This is a genomic window from Enterococcus sp. DIV1059_2 (genome assembly GCF_051713685.1).
In the GTDB taxonomy this organism is placed as follows: domain Bacteria; phylum Bacillota; class Bacilli; order Lactobacillales; family Enterococcaceae; genus Enterococcus_D; species Enterococcus_D casseliflavus.
On the sequence record NZ_JBIOQK010000001.1, the window covers coordinates 3,115,157 to 3,132,543 of the forward strand.

At 43.1% G+C, this 17,387-nt stretch carries 17 protein-coding genes; 6 read left to right on the forward strand and 11 right to left on the reverse strand.

The features are described from left to right. Positions 1 to 18: 18 nt before the first annotated feature. Genes IGI72_RS14790 through gnd form a run of 5 tightly spaced genes read right to left on the reverse strand, consistent with a single transcriptional unit; the run spans position 19 to position 4,772 of the window. Positions 19 to 876, reverse strand: a complete 858-nt coding sequence (locus IGI72_RS14790) for a PTS system mannose/fructose/sorbose family transporter subunit IID (RefSeq protein WP_074535421.1) — start codon at positions 874 to 876, stop codon at positions 19 to 21. A 19-nt stretch (positions 877 to 895) separates the two neighbouring features. Further along, positions 896 to 1,729, reverse strand: coding sequence for a PTS mannose/fructose/sorbose/N-acetylgalactosamine transporter subunit IIC (locus tag IGI72_RS14795; protein ID WP_005228432.1), 834 nt, complete (start codon positions 1,727 to 1,729; stop codon positions 896 to 898). Between the two features lie 11 nt (positions 1,730 to 1,740). Continuing rightward, positions 1,741 to 2,844, reverse strand: coding sequence for an iron-containing alcohol dehydrogenase family protein (locus IGI72_RS14800; protein ID WP_005228431.1), 1,104 nt, complete (start codon positions 2,842 to 2,844; stop codon positions 1,741 to 1,743). A 15-nt stretch (positions 2,845 to 2,859) separates the two neighbouring features. Further along, positions 2,860 to 3,861 carry a D-isomer specific 2-hydroxyacid dehydrogenase family protein gene (locus IGI72_RS14805; protein WP_010749950.1) on the reverse strand — a complete coding sequence of 334 codons (1,002 nt, stop codon included), beginning with the start codon at positions 3,859 to 3,861 and terminating at the stop codon, positions 2,860 to 2,862. A gap of 11 nt (positions 3,862 to 3,872) precedes the next feature. Continuing rightward, positions 3,873 to 4,772, reverse strand: a complete 900-nt coding sequence (gene gnd, locus IGI72_RS14810; RefSeq protein ID WP_438754686.1) for a phosphogluconate dehydrogenase (NAD(+)-dependent, decarboxylating) — start codon at positions 4,770 to 4,772, stop codon at positions 3,873 to 3,875. 152 nt (positions 4,773 to 4,924) lie between these two features. Here gnd and IGI72_RS14815 point away from each other — a divergent pair, with 152 nt between their 5' ends. Beyond that, positions 4,925 to 5,776 (forward strand): MurR/RpiR family transcriptional regulator, encoded by an 852-nt coding sequence (locus tag IGI72_RS14815; protein ID WP_005228428.1) that lies wholly within the window; start codon positions 4,925 to 4,927, stop codon positions 5,774 to 5,776. A gap of 245 nt (positions 5,777 to 6,021) precedes the next feature. Here IGI72_RS14815 and IGI72_RS14820 read toward each other — a convergent pair whose 3' ends face one another. From IGI72_RS14820 to IGI72_RS14830, 3 genes are all read right to left on the reverse strand, one after another. Next, the gene (locus IGI72_RS14820) at positions 6,022 to 6,393 is read right to left on the reverse strand and encodes a YccF domain-containing protein (RefSeq protein WP_010749951.1); all 372 of its coding nucleotides are present in this window, start codon (positions 6,391 to 6,393) and stop codon (positions 6,022 to 6,024) included. Positions 6,394 to 6,555: 162 nt separating this feature from the next. Beyond that, a complete protein-coding gene (locus tag IGI72_RS14825; protein ID WP_015510302.1) occupies positions 6,556 to 7,620 on the reverse strand; it encodes a DUF1002 domain-containing protein in 1,065 nt (354 codons plus the stop codon). Positions 7,621 to 7,798: 178 nt separating this feature from the next. Beyond that, the gene (locus tag IGI72_RS14830; protein ID WP_128488510.1) at positions 7,799 to 8,812 is read right to left on the reverse strand and encodes an acyltransferase family protein; all 1,014 of its coding nucleotides are present in this window, start codon (positions 8,810 to 8,812) and stop codon (positions 7,799 to 7,801) included. 232 nt (positions 8,813 to 9,044) lie between these two features. Between IGI72_RS14830 and IGI72_RS14835 the strand changes: the two genes are divergently transcribed. Continuing rightward, a complete protein-coding gene (locus IGI72_RS14835; RefSeq protein WP_336682103.1) occupies positions 9,045 to 9,836 on the forward strand; it encodes a helix-turn-helix domain-containing protein in 792 nt (263 codons plus the stop codon). 48 nt (positions 9,837 to 9,884) lie between these two features. Here IGI72_RS14835 and IGI72_RS14840 read toward each other — a convergent pair whose 3' ends face one another. After that, positions 9,885 to 10,553, reverse strand: coding sequence for a lysostaphin resistance A-like protein (locus IGI72_RS14840; protein ID WP_438754687.1), 669 nt, complete (start codon positions 10,551 to 10,553; stop codon positions 9,885 to 9,887). A gap of 398 nt (positions 10,554 to 10,951) precedes the next feature. On the opposite strand from IGI72_RS14840, the gene IGI72_RS14845 reads away from it, so the two are divergent. From IGI72_RS14845 to IGI72_RS14855, 3 genes are read left to right on the forward strand one after another with little or no spacing between them, the layout of a single operon-like run. Further along, complete coding sequence (locus IGI72_RS14845) at positions 10,952 to 11,926, forward strand: ABC transporter ATP-binding protein (protein WP_438754688.1); 975 nt, start codon at positions 10,952 to 10,954, stop codon at positions 11,924 to 11,926. Beyond that, positions 11,923 to 12,726, forward strand: a complete 804-nt coding sequence (locus IGI72_RS14850) for an ABC transporter permease (RefSeq protein WP_128488513.1) — start codon at positions 11,923 to 11,925, stop codon at positions 12,724 to 12,726. The genes IGI72_RS14845 and IGI72_RS14850 overlap by 4 nt, the downstream gene beginning before the upstream one ends. A 5-nt stretch (positions 12,727 to 12,731) precedes the next feature. Next, on the forward strand, positions 12,732 to 13,505 hold the full coding sequence (locus IGI72_RS14855) for an ABC transporter permease (protein ID WP_005228413.1): 774 nt from the start codon (positions 12,732 to 12,734) through the stop codon (positions 13,503 to 13,505). 141 nt (positions 13,506 to 13,646) lie between these two features. Here the strand turns inward: IGI72_RS14855 and IGI72_RS14860 are convergent, their stop codons facing one another. Continuing rightward, positions 13,647 to 13,856, reverse strand: coding sequence for a hypothetical protein (locus IGI72_RS14860; protein WP_162098384.1), 210 nt, complete (start codon positions 13,854 to 13,856; stop codon positions 13,647 to 13,649). Between IGI72_RS14860 and IGI72_RS14865 the strand changes: the two genes are divergently transcribed. Further along, a complete protein-coding gene (locus tag IGI72_RS14865) occupies positions 13,850 to 14,185 on the forward strand; it encodes a hypothetical protein (protein WP_438754689.1) in 336 nt (111 codons plus the stop codon). The genes IGI72_RS14860 and IGI72_RS14865 overlap by 7 nt on opposite strands. A gap of 236 nt (positions 14,186 to 14,421) precedes the next feature. Here the strand turns inward: IGI72_RS14865 and IGI72_RS14870 are convergent, their stop codons facing one another. After that, complete coding sequence (locus tag IGI72_RS14870; RefSeq protein ID WP_438754690.1) at positions 14,422 to 17,337, reverse strand: FAD-dependent oxidoreductase; 2,916 nt, start codon at positions 17,335 to 17,337, stop codon at positions 14,422 to 14,424. Between the last annotated feature and the right edge of the window lie 50 nt (positions 17,338 to 17,387).

The following is a 17,387-nucleotide window of genomic DNA, read 5'->3' on the forward strand; positions in this document are numbered from 1 at the left end:
TTTTTCCACTTCCTTTTCTTATAAAATACCGACACCGGCTAAAATAATCAGAATCAAGGTCAGCCATAGTAATGCTTGCGTGACTTTTAATCCTTTCTTTGTATAGAACCAGTAGACGCCCATTACAACTGCTAACGGCAAGATCCCTGGTACAATCTGATCAAGGATATCTTGGATAATAAATTCTCGTCCAGAAATATCAAACTGCAGCGAAGAACTGACTTTGACATAGTTTCCAGCCAGAACCCCCATCATAAACAAACCGAGAACCGACAGTGTTTCAATTGCGGTTTGGACGCCTGTACTCTGCATCAAACCAGTTGCATTGCGCCCCATCGAAAATGCTTGACGGGCGAAAAACATTCCTAGAGAAACTTGATACAGTGCAAAGCAAATGAATGGGAACAACGCACCTAGTGGACTTCCTTGCTGTGCCCAAGGAACAGCAATCGCAATAAAGATATATTGAACGGTTCCTGAGTCGATGGCATCTCCGATTCCTGCTAAAGCACCCATCAAACCAGCTTTCGTGTTGTACATTAGATCATCTTGCATCAAAATCTCTTTTTTCTCATGCTCTTCCTCGGCCCGCTGTTGTTCCATTGATGACATCAGCCCAGTGATGACTCCGCCCCCCCAACTCAGCTGGGTATTGAAAAACAGCAGTTGGCGTTTATAGGCAGCTTTCAGTGCCTCATCGTCTTTGTAAAGTTTGCGCAAAATCGGCATCATGGCGTATAAAAGCGAGGGTGATAAATACCGTTCAAATGAATGCGGGATCTCATTGGCGAAATGCCATCTTAGGTATGCTTTTGTGACATCTTTCTTCGTGATTTCTTCTGGTGCGCCTTGCGCTTTTTGAATTGTTTCGGTCATTACTGCTCCTCCTTATCGATTAGAACCCGTCATCATAGTCATCGTCATCATCAAAGGATGGTGATGCTGTATTCGTTTCTGGGGCTGGGACCAATTTTCCTTTTTGTGACTGAACAAAAATCAACGCGATCAAAATGCCAAAAATCGCATAGGTGACCATGGTAATTTCCAGCGAACTGAAAACTACACTCATGAAATAGGCCAAGAAGAAAAAGACCATATAATCTTTTCGACCGATCACATAGACGGTAGTTGCAATCCCGATCGCTGCCAATCCGCCGCCGACTACTTCTAAAATATGAATAACGACTGTCCCCTCAAGAGCATTGATGACATCAGCAATCAGCGGAGCGCCTAAATAAAGTGCAATAAATACCAGCGGAACAAATAAAATAAATGAAGCCAGCGTTGGGTATAAAATAATTGAACGCGTCATTGCCTTGGCATTAAGATCTTCTACTGCTTTATCCGTATACTTTCCTAAGAAGGTATTGATAAAGAAACGGAACTGATACAAATAACTCCCTAGCAACCCAACAGGAACGGCAACAGCAATCGCTGCTTCTGGTTGCAGATTTCCTAGCAAAGCTACCGGTACGGCAATCGCCGCAGCAATCGAAGGTTCCGCCGGCATGGATCCGCCAGGAGAAAATACCCCCATGTAAATCATTTGTAAAGCGGCAGTAACGATCATGGCTTGAGCCACATTTCCCATCACCAGTCCGACAACTAATCCCGTCATCAATGGTGAAAAACGTAAAGTCAGTGTGGCGCCTCCGCCGAGCCAACGAGACATGACTGCTGCAACCCATAGCGCAATCAGTAAACTTTGTGTAACACTTAATGTATCCATTTTTCCTCCTCCTAAACTTCTTTCAAATAGTTTTCTAAATCAAGAACAGCTTCTTTCAAGCGTTCTTTGGTGATTAAGACTGGAATCAAGTGTACTTTTTCTTTCGAATCTATGAACTGCACCAACTGATCGATGACTTGTGCATCTTCAGGAAAAATACCCATTTGATGTAAACTCATTGGTAAGTGCAATTCTTGATAAAAGGGGATCAACTGATCGATGACCGTCCATTTTTCTTCAAGGGCTAATTGATAAAACATCCCATAGGCAACCTTTTCCCCGTGAAGAAAACGATGACTTTCAGGCAGATATTTACTGATGGCATCATGCATCGCATGCGCCGCTGCATTGCGGGCATATTTATCGCCTAGCCCGCCTACCATTCCAGCAACTGCAATAACGATCTCCGACAAGTGACAAAAGGCGTCTGTCACTTCCTGCCGCTTCATATCTTCAATCGCTTGTTTCGATTGTGTCAAAATAGCTGTTTCGCATAATTTTGCTGTATAGCCTGCCATTTGCAAGAAGGGCTCATTTTTCAAATGTGGTTGGGCTAAGATTGCTTCCGATTCAATCCACTTTGCCAACGTATCTGCTAAACCGGCGATGAAGTAGGAGACTGGTGCATCGATCACTAACGTCGGATCGGTAATCAAAAAAGCAGCCTGTCTTAAATAGTGTTCCGACTTTCCTTCAGATTCTCCCGACTCTTTATACATGACAGACAAGGGTGTCCATGGTGCACAATTACTGGCCAATGTTGGGATCAGTCCAAAGGGTCGATTGACTACATGTGCTGCATATCCCACTAAGTCGGCTAACTTCCCGCCGCCAACCCCCAGAATAAAATCTATCGCCAGTTCTTCAACAAGATCAGCAATCAGCCCAGCGCCATAATAGCTGCATTCTCCCGTGTAGCGATGATAAAAAATTTCCAAATGCGCATCTTCTAAAAAGAGTAATTTTGGTTTTGCTTTTTCCCATGAAACCGTTCCATGTACGAGCAGCAGTCGTTTTACTTTGTACTCTTTTAATACTTCCGGCACATAGTCGATCGCGCCTTCATGGTAACGATAAACTTGCGGTCCAACCTTTACTTTTAAATCCGTTAGCACGAGTTTCACTCTCCTTTATACAGCCAAAAACCGACTTTCCGCTTGAACAGCACGGTCTGGCAGCAGCCCCTTAACGATTCGTTCAATATCCGTTACACATTTGTTTCCCATCTCTTCTAAGCATTCCATAGTATAAGCCGATGTATGCGGTGTCATAACTACATTTTCAAAAGCTAAATACGGATGATCTTTATGACCAGGCTCTTCCTCTAAGACATCGGTGGCAAGACCAGCGATTTTCCCACTTTTTAATCCGCTTACAATTGCCTCTTCATTCAAAAGTGCGCCACGGGCACTATTGGAGAGATATACCTGATCTTTCATTTTTGAAATTTCTTCAAAGGAAATCATATGATAATTTTCCTCCGTCAAGTTAGCACATAGACAAATAATATCTGATTTTGCTAGCAGCTCGTCTAGCTCGACTTTTTTTCCGCCATAGCTTTGAATATGCAAAGCGGACTTATATGGATCGTATGCCAAAACCTCGCAGCGGAAACCATTTCTCAATATTTCTACTACACAACTTCCAGTATTGCCGACACCGATCACCCCTACCGTCTTGTTAAATAATGCGCGTCCGACAAAGTTCGCTCGTTTTTCCCATTGATCTTCGCGGACCTTTGTATTCGATTCAACTGTACAGCGCAGAAGCGCCAATAGATTGGTCACATTATTTTCTGCTACTGCATCTCGCTCGACCAAAGCTGGAATGATCGAAACAATCGTTTGGTGGTCCTTCGCTGCTTCTAAATCAATATTGTTATAGCCGATCCCGTGGCGTGTGATCAGTAGCAATTCATCTTTATACTCAAAAAACTCTTTGGTAAAAAATGGGGTAACACTTGCTATAATGATGTTGTATCCCTTAAGCTTTTCTGCTAATTCTTTCCCATTGATTTCGCTATCGAACGTGAAATGACTGACAGTTCCGATTGCTTTCAACCGCTCGATATGTTGCGGAAAGATTTTTCCAAAGCTGCTGGAATTCACTATAGCGATCTTAAACTGTTCCATATTCTTCCTCCTTACTCTTTTGCAACAATCTCGTGACCACCAAAACCATTCCTTAGCGCAGAGACGACTTTTGCTGAGAAACTGTCTTCTTCTTGGGACAAATTTCTCATAAACAAACTCATAGCGATCGTCGGTACAGCAACATTCATCTCCAAAGCCGTTTCCACAGTCCACCTAGCTTCACCAGAAGCTGCAACAACCCCGCGATATTCCTCCAACTTAGGGCTCTCATTAAATTGGGCCGCTGCGATTTCCATCAGCCAGCTGCGAATAACCGATCCATGATTCCATACCTCTGCGACGGAAGCCAAATCAAAGTCATAGGCACTTTGTTCAATCAATTGAAAGCCTTCACCGATGGCTTGCATCATTCCGTATTCGATACCGTTATGGACCATCTTTAGAAAATGACCGCTTCCTGATTCCCCTGCATAAAGGTAGCCTCCTAAAACAGCCACATCTGCAAACAAAGATTCCACCTCTGAAAAAGCGATTTCATTCCCGCCAATCATCAAACATGCATCTTTTCTAGCTCCGGAAACCCCACCAGAAGTCCCACAATCAAAGTAATGCACCTCTTTTTCTTTAAACCAGGCTGCTCGGCGAATCGAATCTTTGTAATTAGAATTTCCGCCTTCAATCACGATGTCTTTCGCTGATACAAGGGGCCATAGATCTTCAAGAATCCCCTCAGTCACAGTTCCCGCAGGAAGCATCAACCATAAAACCCGTCGGCCGCTAAAAGAATTCGTCAAATCAGCTAGCGTTTGATAGAGTGTAATTCCAGCTTCTTGCGCTGTTTTCTGCGCATGTATCGAAAGATCCAGCCCTTTTACTTGATAACCTTGATCTTTTAAATTGAGGGCCAAGTTCAATCCCATTTTTCCAAGTCCGATAATTCCTATCTCCATGACAGCGCCTCCATTTCATACTTTCATTATACAAAAAAATATTTTTTTGTAAACATAAAAAATAAAAATAATTTTTATTTGCTTTTTTTCTTTAAAAGAGGTAACGTAACAATACAAAGATAATAATGTTCATATAAAGGAGGTACCCGTCTTTGACTGTTTCGATTCGCCTGCAAATAAAAACGCTTTATAAAGACTTAAGTCTCAAAGAACAAGCGATTGCCGACTACATTTTGGAAAATCCTAGTAAAGTCAGCCACAGTTCAATCAGTGATTTATCCAATGAATTAGGCATCGCTGATTCGACCTTTTTTCAATTCACAAAAAAACTCGGTTACAACGGATTTAAAGACTTCAAAATGGCAATGCTGATGCAGGAAAATGATTTTTCTGCCATTTCGATCCATGAAAATATCCAGAAGTCTGATAATGAATTGACTATGGCTCAAAAAGTATTTGATTCCAATATGACCACATTGACTGATACCAAAAATCTTTTGAAAGAAGAAGATTTAAAGCTTGCTGCTGCAATGATCAATCAATCTAAACGACTTTTTTTCTTCGGCGTTGGTGGTTCAGAGATCGTGGCAACCGATGCCTATCACAAATTTTTGCGCTCGCCGATCACTGTTTTTCACAGCAGTGATTATCACATCCAACTGATGGAGGCTTCATTGTTGACGCCAGATGATTGCGGCATTTTTATCTCTCATACTGGAAAATCAAGAGAAACCATTGAACTAGCTCAAGTTGCCAAAAACAATGGTGCCAAAATTATCGTCATTACTAGCCATGCTGCTTCCCCTTTAGCCAAACTCGGCGACGTGGTTTTCATCTCTATTTCCGAAGAAACTGAGTTTCGCTCAGAGGCATTGGCATCCAGAATCGCACAACTGAGCATCATGGATTCCCTCTATGTCATCTTAATGTTTATTAATCGAGACAAAGCACAACAATCGATTGCCAAAATTCGGCGCTCCATTTCAAAAATCAAAGAACCCTGAGAAGGGAAGAAAAAACTTAGATTTTTCTGCGTTTCGCTAATTCTTTTGTGAATCACAGTTGATATGCAAAAAAACTTGTGCTTTTTTCTGTACTCTTCTTTGGTTTCTTATCAACTTTTTCAGTTCTGAATCTCAAATGCGCTGAGCCTGCCAAAAATCTTGTCCCTTACTCTCGCAAAAAAACCACATCACAAAGCTATCCGCTCTGTAATGTGGTTTTTTAAGACTATCTTTTTTTAGGTAAATCAATAACGACTAGACACAATCTCTGCTCCAAAGGGCATCAACGCTAAGCGCGCCATTTTCAATGATTGCGCCGCAAATGGAATGCCGATGATCGTGATGGCTAGAATGACTGCGCTCGCTAAATGGCCTAAAGCCAGTGGTATACCAGAAAAAATCAACCATAAAATATTTAGAATCACGGACACGCCACCGCCACGGTAAACGATGTCTTTCCCAAATGGTGCGAGTGACAACGTCGCAAACTTAAAACATTGCAGACCAATGGGAATGCCGATGATGGTGATACACCATAAACACCCAGCCAAAAACCATGAGATCGCACCGATCAAGCCGCCAAAGACAAACCAAATCACGTTGCCTAAAAAATTCATCTGATTGCCCTCCTTCTTTTTTTAATAAAGACTGCTCCTGTTTTAGCAAAGAAAGCAGAGGACATCGAAAGCACTCAGACGTGCGCTATCGTCTGATGCTCCTTCCCCTGCGCGCTTCTCTTTTTTCTTAATACAAGCGAAATGTGTTATTTTGTAAAATGCTTATTGCCCAGAATCAACGGTTGATTCGCTGCTATTGTTGGACTCATTTGAGTCATTTCCGAAGACACCGGTGATCGAAGACCAGATGCCGCTAAAGAAGCTCTTGATATTTTCCCAAAGGCCCTTAGAGGTTTCTTCGATTTGCTTGCGGGCTTCTGACAGATCCAATTCTTTGATGAAGTCATCGAAGATATTGTTGTCTCGCATGTCGCTCATCAAAGAGGTCAATTCAGAAATTTGATTTTCCGTAACGATTCCTTCCAATCCGTTGTCTTTCAAGGCTTTTTCTACTGTCTCTTGAATATCGGCTTGGGTTAATTCCGTACCATCTGCGGTTTGAGCAGCCAAATCGGTTTTCGCTTGTTCTTGCGCTGCATTCAAAGCTTCATCGGAATAGCCTTCTTTGTCTTTATTCTCTTCGGTGATCGTAGACAGTACATCCATCTCATCTTGAGCTACGGCTACTCGATTCTGATTGATGACACCGCCTGATTCTTCAACGATTTTGTATACCCCAGCTAAAGCTCCGGAACCGTCGATCGGTACGGCAGAAGCGACCGTTAGCTTCGCATCAGTGATCCCTGCCGTCAGCGCTGCATTTTGGTACTGGGCTGCAGTGATGCGGGTAATGTTATCTGGTGTCGCGATATCGACAGTGATTCCTGCCCCGCTTTCTAGCGTCTGCATTCTGACCGAGCTATAGACCGCCCAATCTGCAGTAAAGCCGCCATCGGGAATGTATTTCATCAAGTCATTACCGTTTGTCGTATAAATCGGTGTTTCGCCTTGAATGCCTAAGCGTTCCAGTGTGTAGTCTTCTTGTGCTTTCGTCAAGGCATTTCCGATCGCCACGGCATTGACTTGCAAACGATCTGAACTGCTGTCAGAAGTACTTGTTTGACTATCGGTAGTGGCTGTCGTTGCGGTAGAATTGCTCGTTGCAGTGGAACTGCTGGTCGTTGAATTGGTTTCGTCAGCAAAAACTTGTGGTGCTGCTAATAAAACTTGGCTAGATACCAAGAGAGTCGCTAAAATCATCGCTGGTTTTCGAGTCTGTTTTTTCATCACTATATCCTCCAAGTGTTGATCTCTTTTTCAGGGATTTTTTCCCTCTTACTGCTGTAATTGTACTATAGGTTTTCTTGCAAAGCCTACGTCTAGGGTCTGAAATGAAGAAAAACTTAGAACTCTGCTGCTATTTAAAAAAGGCGCAATTTGGTATTATCCTTGGTACAGCAATACTTTAGACGCTTTTCTTTTCATCAACTGTTTTTTTAGCAAAACCAACAGTATAGGATTTCAAACGGCTGCCCACTTTCCTCAAACCAAGAAAGGCTCCCGTTAAAGCTATCGTATAAAAGAACAACGGAAACCCTGCGAGTGAAAAAAAGACCTTCCCGGTTTCTAGAAACAGCGGGTGACTCAGAAAGATCAATCGACTAGCCTCAGCTGCTTGTTTTGCTTGCCAAGTCCGCTTTGGGGGTTGCTGCTTGATCAGCCAAGCAAGGAAAAAAAGAGTCGTCGGCACAAAAAACAGCATGAAATTCTTATCGTCCCCCTGATTGAGATACACCAGTCGACCTTCAATGCCTAATAAGCAGAGAGAGACCGCGAGTTTTCTACCAAGATGCTTCGTAAAAAAAGGGTGTTTTTGGTGTTCTCTTAAACAAACCCCACACAGTAAAAATAAAAACCCATAAAAGAGTCCGTTTCTCGTTGTAAAAAATAGTGTCCGATAGCTTTGATAGCATACCAATAAAGGTCCCCTTAAATAACTGCTGTACGTTTCAAGACAGCCAATCACATACAAACTGATCGCCAGTAAAAACTGCCGCCGATAGCCAAGAAAGCGAGTTTTTCGTACTAACCACATGCCAAAGAGCAACGCTGGAAAATACCAAAGATGGTACCAGACCCCTACTGTAAAAAAGCCAGTAGCCAAACCGATGACCCGTAATGAATCAGCAAGATTTTGCTGCCCTAAGTAAAACCAGCCTAAGGGAAGATACACGATCGACCAACGCAAATAAAGCTTGAGTTGTCGTTTGCACCATTGCTGCCATGAACAGGTACTCTTTTGAAAAAAATAGCCATTCAGCAGCAGAAAAAAAGGAACCGCCAAACGACATAAGAGACTCTTTAACAAAAAATGAAGCCCGTTGTTTTCTGCCAGTCGGCCACAATGAACGAGAATCACCAATAAGGAAGCGATGAATTGGATGTAGCCAATTGGAACCATAGGTTGTTTTGTCTTCATTCGATCGTTTCTCCTTTCTCCGTCAAATTTGATCAAACATACTTCACTCTACTGGTCCTTTCTTTTTGTGACCAGCACGGAAAGCTTCCAAGATAGAAAGGCAGCGCAACAAGTAGAAACGTTGATAAATAAAGATGTTATCCTTTGTTGCATCGCTAATTTCATGGATCCTCGTTCGCATAGAAAAGAGTTTGCTATAATATAAGAAGAATGATGGAGGCAAAACAGACACATGGATATTGGGAAAATTATCAAAGAAGAACGCACCAAACGAAATCTCACACAAGAACAATTGGCGCAGGAATTTTTTGTCACTCGGCAACTGATTTCAAAATGGGAAAACGGCAAGAGCTATCCTGATCTAGACCAAGTAGTCAAGCTGAGCAGCTATTTTGAATTGACCCTGGACTATTTATTAAAAGAAGATCAGCAGATGGTCCAAGAACTTAATCTGACCACCCACCGCAAACGAATTGGCCTCGTATTGATCGCCATTTTGACTATTCTCAGTATTAGCTTAAGTACGATTTTGTTGGCAGCATTTTGGATCGATCCAGTCTTTTTTACAAAAGAAGACCTAACGATCACTTCTATAAAAAAGTATCGCTTGCCTGCCACTGAGATAACGAATGAGGCAACCGGACAAGTGATTCAACTGCCTGAAGATACGGAATACTTGATCACTTATACGATCGATCGGCCGCTGGTAAAAACGGATCGTCTGTCGGGTTATAAAGAATACAGCAGCGAAAATGCCAGCCAATTAACGGCTTTTGGTCATCGCGGTTTCCATTTTGGCGCGCAAACAAGCAAAATCGTCATTCGCAGCAATCGCGAAGACAATTTAGCTGCACCAGAATTAAATGCAGGCAAGGATCTTTATCTTCGTAATATGAATAAAGCGCGCGTCTATCAAAAATCAGCAGCTGGTGTCGCATTTTCTATCGAAGATGAAGGCGACCTCCTCTTTACTGCAGAAGAACTGGCGCAATTGCCCTTTGAACAAGGACAGCTGCCAGAGTAAACAAAAACCACCGAATCGTTTTGATTTGGTGGTTTTTTGCTGACTTTCTTATCCTAGCAAGATCATTGCGATCGCCGCCAAGGCGTTGTTGAGAAAATGCATGGCGATGGCTGTTTCTAGACGCTTAGTTTTAACATAAATCAACGCCATGATCAATCCCATAGCACCATAAATCAAAAACTCGACCAGATTGGTGACGGAATGGATGATACTAAAAACCGCTACACTTGAAATGATCCCGACTATTGGGTATTTCTCGAATAAAAGGCCAATAAACCCACCACGAAAAACGATCTCTTCCATAATTGGCGCAGCAACAGCGATCAATAAAAAGATCAAAAGCGGATTTTCGCCTGTAAACAGTTCCCCTAACAATGCATCATTGGCGGTCGCCTCTTGATCGGATATATGCTGCAGATAGAGCGTTCCGCCAACTGCAACGACTCGACCTAAAACAAACCCTCCGACGATCCATAGCCAATTTTTCTTCGTTGACCAGCCAAAGTCAAAGGTGGCAAGTCCTAACTTTTTAGCCAAAAACATCTGTAGACCAATGTTTGCCAAAAGCAAGGCAATCAACCCATAGCTGATCATCGCAGGAATCGTCGGTTCTCCTGCTTCCAAATAATAGATTTTTACCACGCTAAATGCGGTCATCCCTACTTGACTAAGTAAGAATAAGCCAATCAAAACAAAGACATTCTTTACTGCTTTCATGCTCTCCTCCATTGTTTGCTCATTGCATTTTTCAGGATCGGGTTACGACAAATCATGACACAGCCCATCATTTGGTTCCCCATGTTTCCAGAAAATGCTTAGCCACTATCGGCTGCTTATAATGATACTTAGTTTCCTCATTATTTACAACTAATAAAAAATAAAAATAGTTATTTTGCTCATTTTATCGAATAAACCACGCTTTTTCATTCCCATTCTTTTCAAAAAAAATATAAGTAATGTTTGAAAAAAGCGCTCTCTTATGCTACACTGTTCCTACTTTTGTTTGGCTGACGAACCGCTGCCCCAACCATGTTCGTTTGGACCAACTCGTTGCGAGTATTCGATTTCGAATGCTCTTTTTGTCGCGTTTGTCAAAAGAAAGTGAGTGAATCCAAATGATCCAAGTAGAACACCTCAGCAAGACCTTCCAAGTATCCAAGCGAAAAAGCGGCTTTCGCCAAGCAGCCAAAGCCTTTCTTTCTCGTGAAACCACCACCGTCCATGCGTTGCAAGACATCAGCTTTACCATCAATGAAGGCGAAATGGTTGGCTACATCGGGCCTAATGGTGCTGGAAAAAGTACCACCATCAAAATCATGTGCGGGATTTTGACCCCTGATCAAGGCGTTTGTCACATCAATGGTCGTACGCCTTGGCAAGAACGTATTCAACATGTCAAAGACATCGGCGTCGTCTTCGGGCAACGCAGTCAACTCTGGTGGGATGTCCCCGTCAATGACAGCTTTGATTTGATTCGTGATATCTACAAAGTCGACGCTGCTAGTTATCAACACAACCTAGAAGAATTAGTCACCTTACTCGATTTAGGTGAGATCTTAAAAACCCCTGCTCGTTCCTTAAGTCTCGGTCAGCGTATGCGCTGTGAGATCGCAGCCTCCTTACTCCATGACCCCAAAATCTTATTTCTTGATGAACCCACCATCGGTTTAGATGCTGTGTCAAAAATCGCCGTGCGTCAGTTCATCAAAAAAAGAAACCAAGAAAAAGGTACCACAGTCATCCTGACGACCCACGATATGCAAGATATCGAGGCGCTGACACAACGAATTCTGTTGATCGGCAAAGGGCAAATTTTGCTAGATGGTCGCCTCGATGAACTAAAGCACCGTTTTTCTGATCTCAAAACGCTGGAGGTCGACTATCAAGGGAATGAGCCCCATCTGCCAGAAAATGTCCAACTTCTTCAAAAAGACGTCGGTCATCTGGTTCTGAAGCTTGATCCCAAAGAAGTGTCGGTCGCTCAGCTGCTCAGTCTGCTCAGCAGTCAAGTCGAGATCACCGATTTGGCCGTTGCCAGTATCACCGCCGAAGAAATGGTCGCCAAGCTGTATCAGGAGTATCAGATATGAGGAAGTATCAGGCATTTTTCCGCATCCGCTTTATCAATACCTTGCAATACCGCTCGGCGGCAATTGCCGGGATGGCTACGCAACTAGCTTGGGGCTTGATGGAAATTCTGGCATTCCACGCCTTTTACCAAGCAGATCCTAGTGCCTTTCCCATGACCTTTCAACAAACCGTCTCCTATGTTTGGCTCCAGCAAGCCTTCTTGTCTTTATTTATGTTGTGGTTCTTTGAGGCAGAAATTTTCAACACCATCACCACAGGGTCGATTGCCTATGAACTTGTGCGGCCGATGGATCTATACAATCGCTGGTTTTGCCAATCGGCTGCCAATCGCTTAGCAAAAGCCGTCTTGCGTTGCGGACCGATTTTTGTGATTGCCTTTTTACTGCCAGCACCTTATCGTTTAATTCTGCCAGCAAACATCGTTGCCCTGTTCTTGTTTCTTTTGTCCATGGCGCTGAGTTTAGGTGTAGTGATCGCTATGTCGCAGCTGGTCTACATCTCGACTTTTTATACATTATCCTCCATCGGGGTGCGGATCGTCATCAGCTCCATCGGTGAATTTTTAGCTGGTGGGGTCATTCCTCTGCCTTTCTTTCCGCAGCCTTTTCGCCAATTCGTGGAACTACTGCCTTTTGCTTCCATGCAAAACGTCCCGCTGCGAATTTACAACGGGGATCTGACTGACTTGGCGCTGGTTTCAGCATTGCTCTTACAAGCCTTTTGGCTCGTACTTTTGATCGTGATCGGAAAAATTTGGCTGCAGCAGGCGCTCAAACGTGTCGTTGTGCAAGGAGGTTAAAGAATATGGTTTATTGGCATTATTTTTGTATTCATCTCAAAAGTCAGATGCAGTATAAAGTTTCCTTTGTGTTAACCGCTTTAGGACAATTTCTAGGCTCCTTTACTGCTTTTTTAGGCATTTGGTTTATGTTTACCCGGTTTCATCAAGTGGATGGCTTCACCTTTGAGGAAGTCCTACTTTCCTTTGCGACGGTTTTGTTTGCCTTTTCGATTGCGGAATGCTTCTTTCGCGGGTTCGATCTTTTTCCGCAAATGATCAGTAATGGCGAGTTCGATCGGGCACTCGTGCGCCCCCGCTCCTTGATTTTTCAAGTCTTAGCTTCCAAAATGGAATTCTCGCGTCTTGGCCGTTTTATTCAAGCCTTGCTGTTGTTTGCTTATGCGATTCCTAATAGTGGAATTGCTTGGCATTTTGGAAATGTCCTGACTCTTTTTCTGATGATCGTCTGTGGCGCCCTCTTTTTCGCCCTATTGTTCTTAGTGTATGCCGCCATTTCCTTCTTTACGATCCAAGGACTTGAATTTATGAATATTTTTACCGATGGTGCCCGCGAGTTCGGTCGCTACCCCTTCAGTATCTACGGAAAACACGTCTTGCGTTTATTGACCTACGTCGTGCCGATGGCTTGGTTTCAGTATTATCCGTTTCTGTATGTCATTGGTCGCGTAACTAATCCTTGGTGGATCTTATCACCCTTGGTTTGTCTACTCTTTGCCTTTCCCGCCTTCTTCTTTTGGCGAGTAGGTTTGAAGAACTATATTTCTACGGGTTCGTAAGCCTCACCCTTAATAAACATATTATTGGAAAAGAGCGTCACTTTATGGGTGATGCTCTTTTTTTACTTTCTAATAGTTGTGAAATTGCTTCGCTTTTTTGATTGCATAACTACACATGTCTTATGCAGTAAATAATTGTTGTTATAAAGACAAAAACTGGCTAGGAAAAGCCGCCAATCTCTGGTAAGATAAATAAAAACGTAAAAGAGGACCAGTTATGGAATATTTAGCGATTTTACTTGTTTTCTTTCTATTGAATGTAGTGATACTTGTACTTGGATTGAAGAAGAAACGAATCATGCTGCTTTTTCTGTCACTCTCTGGTTTATTGTTGGTTTGCTTGATTGCCATTTCTTACGTTTTCTTCTATTCAAATACACTTTAAGTCGTCAAAAACACGGGAAGCTGGCTACGAACCTACCGAAACAAACGAGGCTGTTTTAGTCATTACACCCGATTTAGAAGCTATCGGACACACCCAATTTGTGCCCACCTTCAAACAAGTCGCTGTTCTTTTGCTCTTTAACAAGTCTAGCGAAAGCAACATATGCACCTTTGATGTCGGTGAAACCGTCCCCGTCTTCGCATTAACCTTTGTGGATGTCCGTGTGTTCGCCGATCACTCTTCCGAGACCGAGGGGGAACGATGTACCACTTATGTTTGTTTGCAAAGTAGATAGACAGTGGCTACAGGCGATGAATCAGTCGTATACGACACGTTTGTTAAAATCACATAAAAAAACCAGAACCTCCCAAAGGATCGTTCTGGTTTTTTTGCTGATTTGATTGTCCAGAGAAACGACCTAAATCGCTCTGATTCTAGCCAAATTTCTGGAAGAGGATATAGAAGGATTCTCCTAGACGATCAGTCATCGCGCTGTTTTCTCAATTTAGTAATAAAGCTAAAAAGCGGATCCTACGCTTTTTTTGGTCCTTTCGTCACTTCCCAAACAGCTTCTGCTGCTAATTTACCAGAAGTCAATGCCCAGGCATTATTGGCACCAGATGGAGAGTCTGATCCCATGACGCCTCCCACTACTTCACCTGCAGCATAGAGCCCTTTAATGGGCTGGTTTTGCTGATTCAAAACTTGTAACGAACGATTGACCGCTAGTCCACCCAAAGTAGTCGCAAACCGGGGTTTTTGTTCGATAAGATAATAAGGTCCTGCACCAATCGGTTCTTGCAAGTATTCAGGTGCACGGTGAAATTCTTCATCTCTACCTTGCGCTACCCAGTAGTTAAAATTATCCACTGTTTCGATCAATTGTTCTACAGGCATCTGCGCTTTGATGGCTAACTGTTCTAATGTGGCTGCTTTAAGGATGCGAGGCGTGGCCTTCCCCTCTTGAGCAATCCAACAAGCCAACTCTTCACTGGTGATTCCTCCTTCTGCTACGCCTTGACTGAAATGCTCAAAGTGTTTGCCGTCTAACAATAAATACAGCATTGGCGGGGTTTGTTTTAATAATGCTTCTAATACTTTCTTGTTACTAGCTCGTTCGTTGACTACCCGCTTTCCAAGTTGATTCACTAGAATACCATTTTCTTTCAGCACGATCAGATTGCCGCCAATCGTTGATTTCGCCACACCTTGAGAAACTTCCAATCCATTCGGATAGATTTTCCCTTGATCCATCGCTCGCGTTTGTGCTTTTAAAGCAGGGATCGTTGCCATCAAAAGACCATCGCCGGTGGCAGATTTTGGTCCATAATACAAAATTTGCTTGAATCTTTCCTTGAGTAAAGCGGCATTATTCCCATAGCCACCGGTTGTCACAATGACAGTTGAGGCGTAGATCATATACGTTTTCCCTGATTCTTCAAGGGCTTTGACGCCTATGACATTATTTTGATCATCTACTAATAGCTGTTGGGCTTTCGTTTGTAGTAAGACCTGAACCTCACTACTTTGTAATGTTTTACGGACGGTTTGGGCAAATCCAGCACCGCCCCCTTGATAGGCAAGTTCACGATTTTTTTGATATTCTGCTAAAACGTGCAGCCCTTGTTTTATATCGTACGCCACACCTAAGTACTCATGGACCCAATCTGTGGTTTCTCCTATATTCTCAGCGAAAAGAGTCAAAAGTTTTTGATCGTTCAGCCCATTTCCGTTTTCTAGAAAATCAGCCACCATGGCTGACGGCGTATCATCTTTTACACCAGCTACTTGTTGTAGTTTCGAACCAGTTACGACTTGGTTTCCACCACTAATAGAGATCGCTCCGCCAACAAAACTCAATTTTTCCAGTAAAATGACTTTTAAGCCTAATTGATCCGCCCGCAGTGCAGCTGAAATCCCAGCAGCCCCTGAACCAATGATCACTACATCAACTGATTCTTCAACCACTTCTTCTGACCAAGCAACGACTGGCTTTGGCCGTGCTTTTAGGACCTCTACATCGGCGCCCGCAAGTTTTACCGCTTCTTCCACGCCTGCGATCACCCCTTGACTCGAAGCAGAAGCACCAGAAACAGCATCGACATTCAACGTTTGTCCTTCAATGATCTGTTCTGGGATTCGCGTAAAGACTAAATCTGATAAGCCTTCAGATTCATTGCCTTTATCAATGATGATCTCTTCAATCTTTTCTTTTGAAAACGTCACTTGCATTTCGATTGGACTATTATGCCCTTGGGCTTGTACGAGATATGTCCCTGGTTGGTAAGCAACTTTCCGCTTTTGGAGTTCTTTTAAGCGTTCATGCTTTTGTTTCTCCTCTTCAGGATCAATGACCATTTCTTCCATAAACTGCCACAATGGTGTTGGGATTTTCAACTCACTTTGCGCATGACTAAGAGCAAAATGACGAACAACTTTCTTCTCGGCGATCATCTGAACCCAATTAGGCTCGACTAAAAACCCTTTCCCGATGGCAAGCAAATCGTAGCCAATTTCCAGTGCTGCTTCTGCGTCTTCTCGTTGCAAGATAGAGCCCACTCCTATAATCGGAATAGTAGAAAGTTCAGTCGAACGCATTGTTAAAAATTTCACAATTAATGGCTCGCTGCTCTCGTTATCGATAATAGAGCTTCGTTGGTACGTTCCCATTGAAAAATGAAAGTACTCTGGCTTGCTTTTCGCTAGTTGATTCAACAAGTACATCGTTTCTTCAAAACAAATCCCAGGCTTTTCCATTTCTTCTGGCGAAAAACGATAGCCGATAATAAAGCCCTCAGCAGCTTCTTCTTGACGGACCCGCTGAACTTCTTCTAATACGGCTAGTGGAAAGTGCGCTCTTTTTTCCAGACTGCCTCCCCAATGGTCGTTTCTGCGATTTGAGTGGGGCGAGAAGAATTGTTGGATCAAAAAAGTATTCGCACCATGTATCTCCACACCATCGTAACCAGCTTTGATCGCACGCCTAGTCGCGTCTCCAAATCGTTGGATCATCGTTAGGATCTCATCATCACTCATTTCTTTCGGCACAGGTGCATTCGGTCGTAAAGCTGCGACGGGACTTGCGCAAATCGGGTGTGCTCCACCATTGTACTCAGGCCATGCCATTCGTCCAGCATGATAAATTTGCAGGATCGCTTTCGATCCTTTTTCTTTGATGGCTTTTGCTAATCTAGTGAGCCCAGCAATTTTCTTGTCCGTATCTACCCCGAGTGCTCCGGGAAACCCACGCCCATGTTCTTCGATAAAACAGCTTTCTACGATCACTGCCGCAGCTCCACCGGCACGACAGCGATAGTATTCAATGATCTCTTCCGTTATCTCACCATCGTAAAAAGCAGATTGGGTCGTCATAGGTGCCATTACTAATCGATTTTTTAGGGCAACGCCTGAAGATAGGTTGATTGGTTCAAATAGTTCTTTTTTCATCAAAATCAGTTCCTTTCAAATAAGCTTGCTTCATCAGATTTTTAGGCATT

Coding starts and splice junctions, on each gene's coding strand:
- IGI72_RS14790 (WP_074535421.1), bottom strand. CDS start 876: ATGACCGAAACAATTCAAAAAGCGCAAGGCGCACCAGAAGAAATCACG.
- IGI72_RS14795 (WP_005228432.1), bottom strand. CDS start 1,729: ATGGATACATTAAGTGTTACACAAAGTTTACTGATTGCGCTATGGGTT.
- IGI72_RS14805 (WP_010749950.1), bottom strand. CDS start 3,861: ATGGAACAGTTTAAGATCGCTATAGTGAATTCCAGCAGCTTTGGAAAA.
- gnd (WP_438754686.1), bottom strand. CDS start 4,772: ATGGAGATAGGAATTATCGGACTTGGAAAAATGGGATTGAACTTGGCC.
- IGI72_RS14820 (WP_010749951.1), bottom strand. CDS start 6,393: ATGAATTTTTTAGGCAACGTGATTTGGTTTGTCTTTGGCGGCTTGATC.
- IGI72_RS14825 (WP_015510302.1), bottom strand. CDS start 7,620: ATGAAAAAACAGACTCGAAAACCAGCGATGATTTTAGCGACTCTCTTG.
- IGI72_RS14830 (WP_128488510.1), bottom strand. CDS start 8,812: ATGAAGACAAAACAACCTATGGTTCCAATTGGCTACATCCAATTCATC.
- IGI72_RS14835 (WP_336682103.1), top strand. CDS start 9,045: ATGGATATTGGGAAAATTATCAAAGAAGAACGCACCAAACGAAATCTC.
- IGI72_RS14840 (WP_438754687.1), bottom strand. CDS start 10,553: ATGAAAGCAGTAAAGAATGTCTTTGTTTTGATTGGCTTATTCTTACTT.
- IGI72_RS14845 (WP_438754688.1), top strand. CDS start 10,952: ATGATCCAAGTAGAACACCTCAGCAAGACCTTCCAAGTATCCAAGCGA.
- IGI72_RS14850 (WP_128488513.1), top strand. CDS start 11,923: ATGAGGAAGTATCAGGCATTTTTCCGCATCCGCTTTATCAATACCTTG.
- IGI72_RS14855 (WP_005228413.1), top strand. CDS start 12,732: ATGGTTTATTGGCATTATTTTTGTATTCATCTCAAAAGTCAGATGCAG.
- IGI72_RS14860 (WP_162098384.1), bottom strand. CDS start 13,856: ATGGCAATCAAGCAAACCAACAATAAACCAGAGAGTGACAGAAAAAGC.
- IGI72_RS14870 (WP_438754690.1), bottom strand. CDS start 17,337: ATGAAAAAAGAACTATTTGAACCAATCAACCTATCTTCAGGCGTTGCC.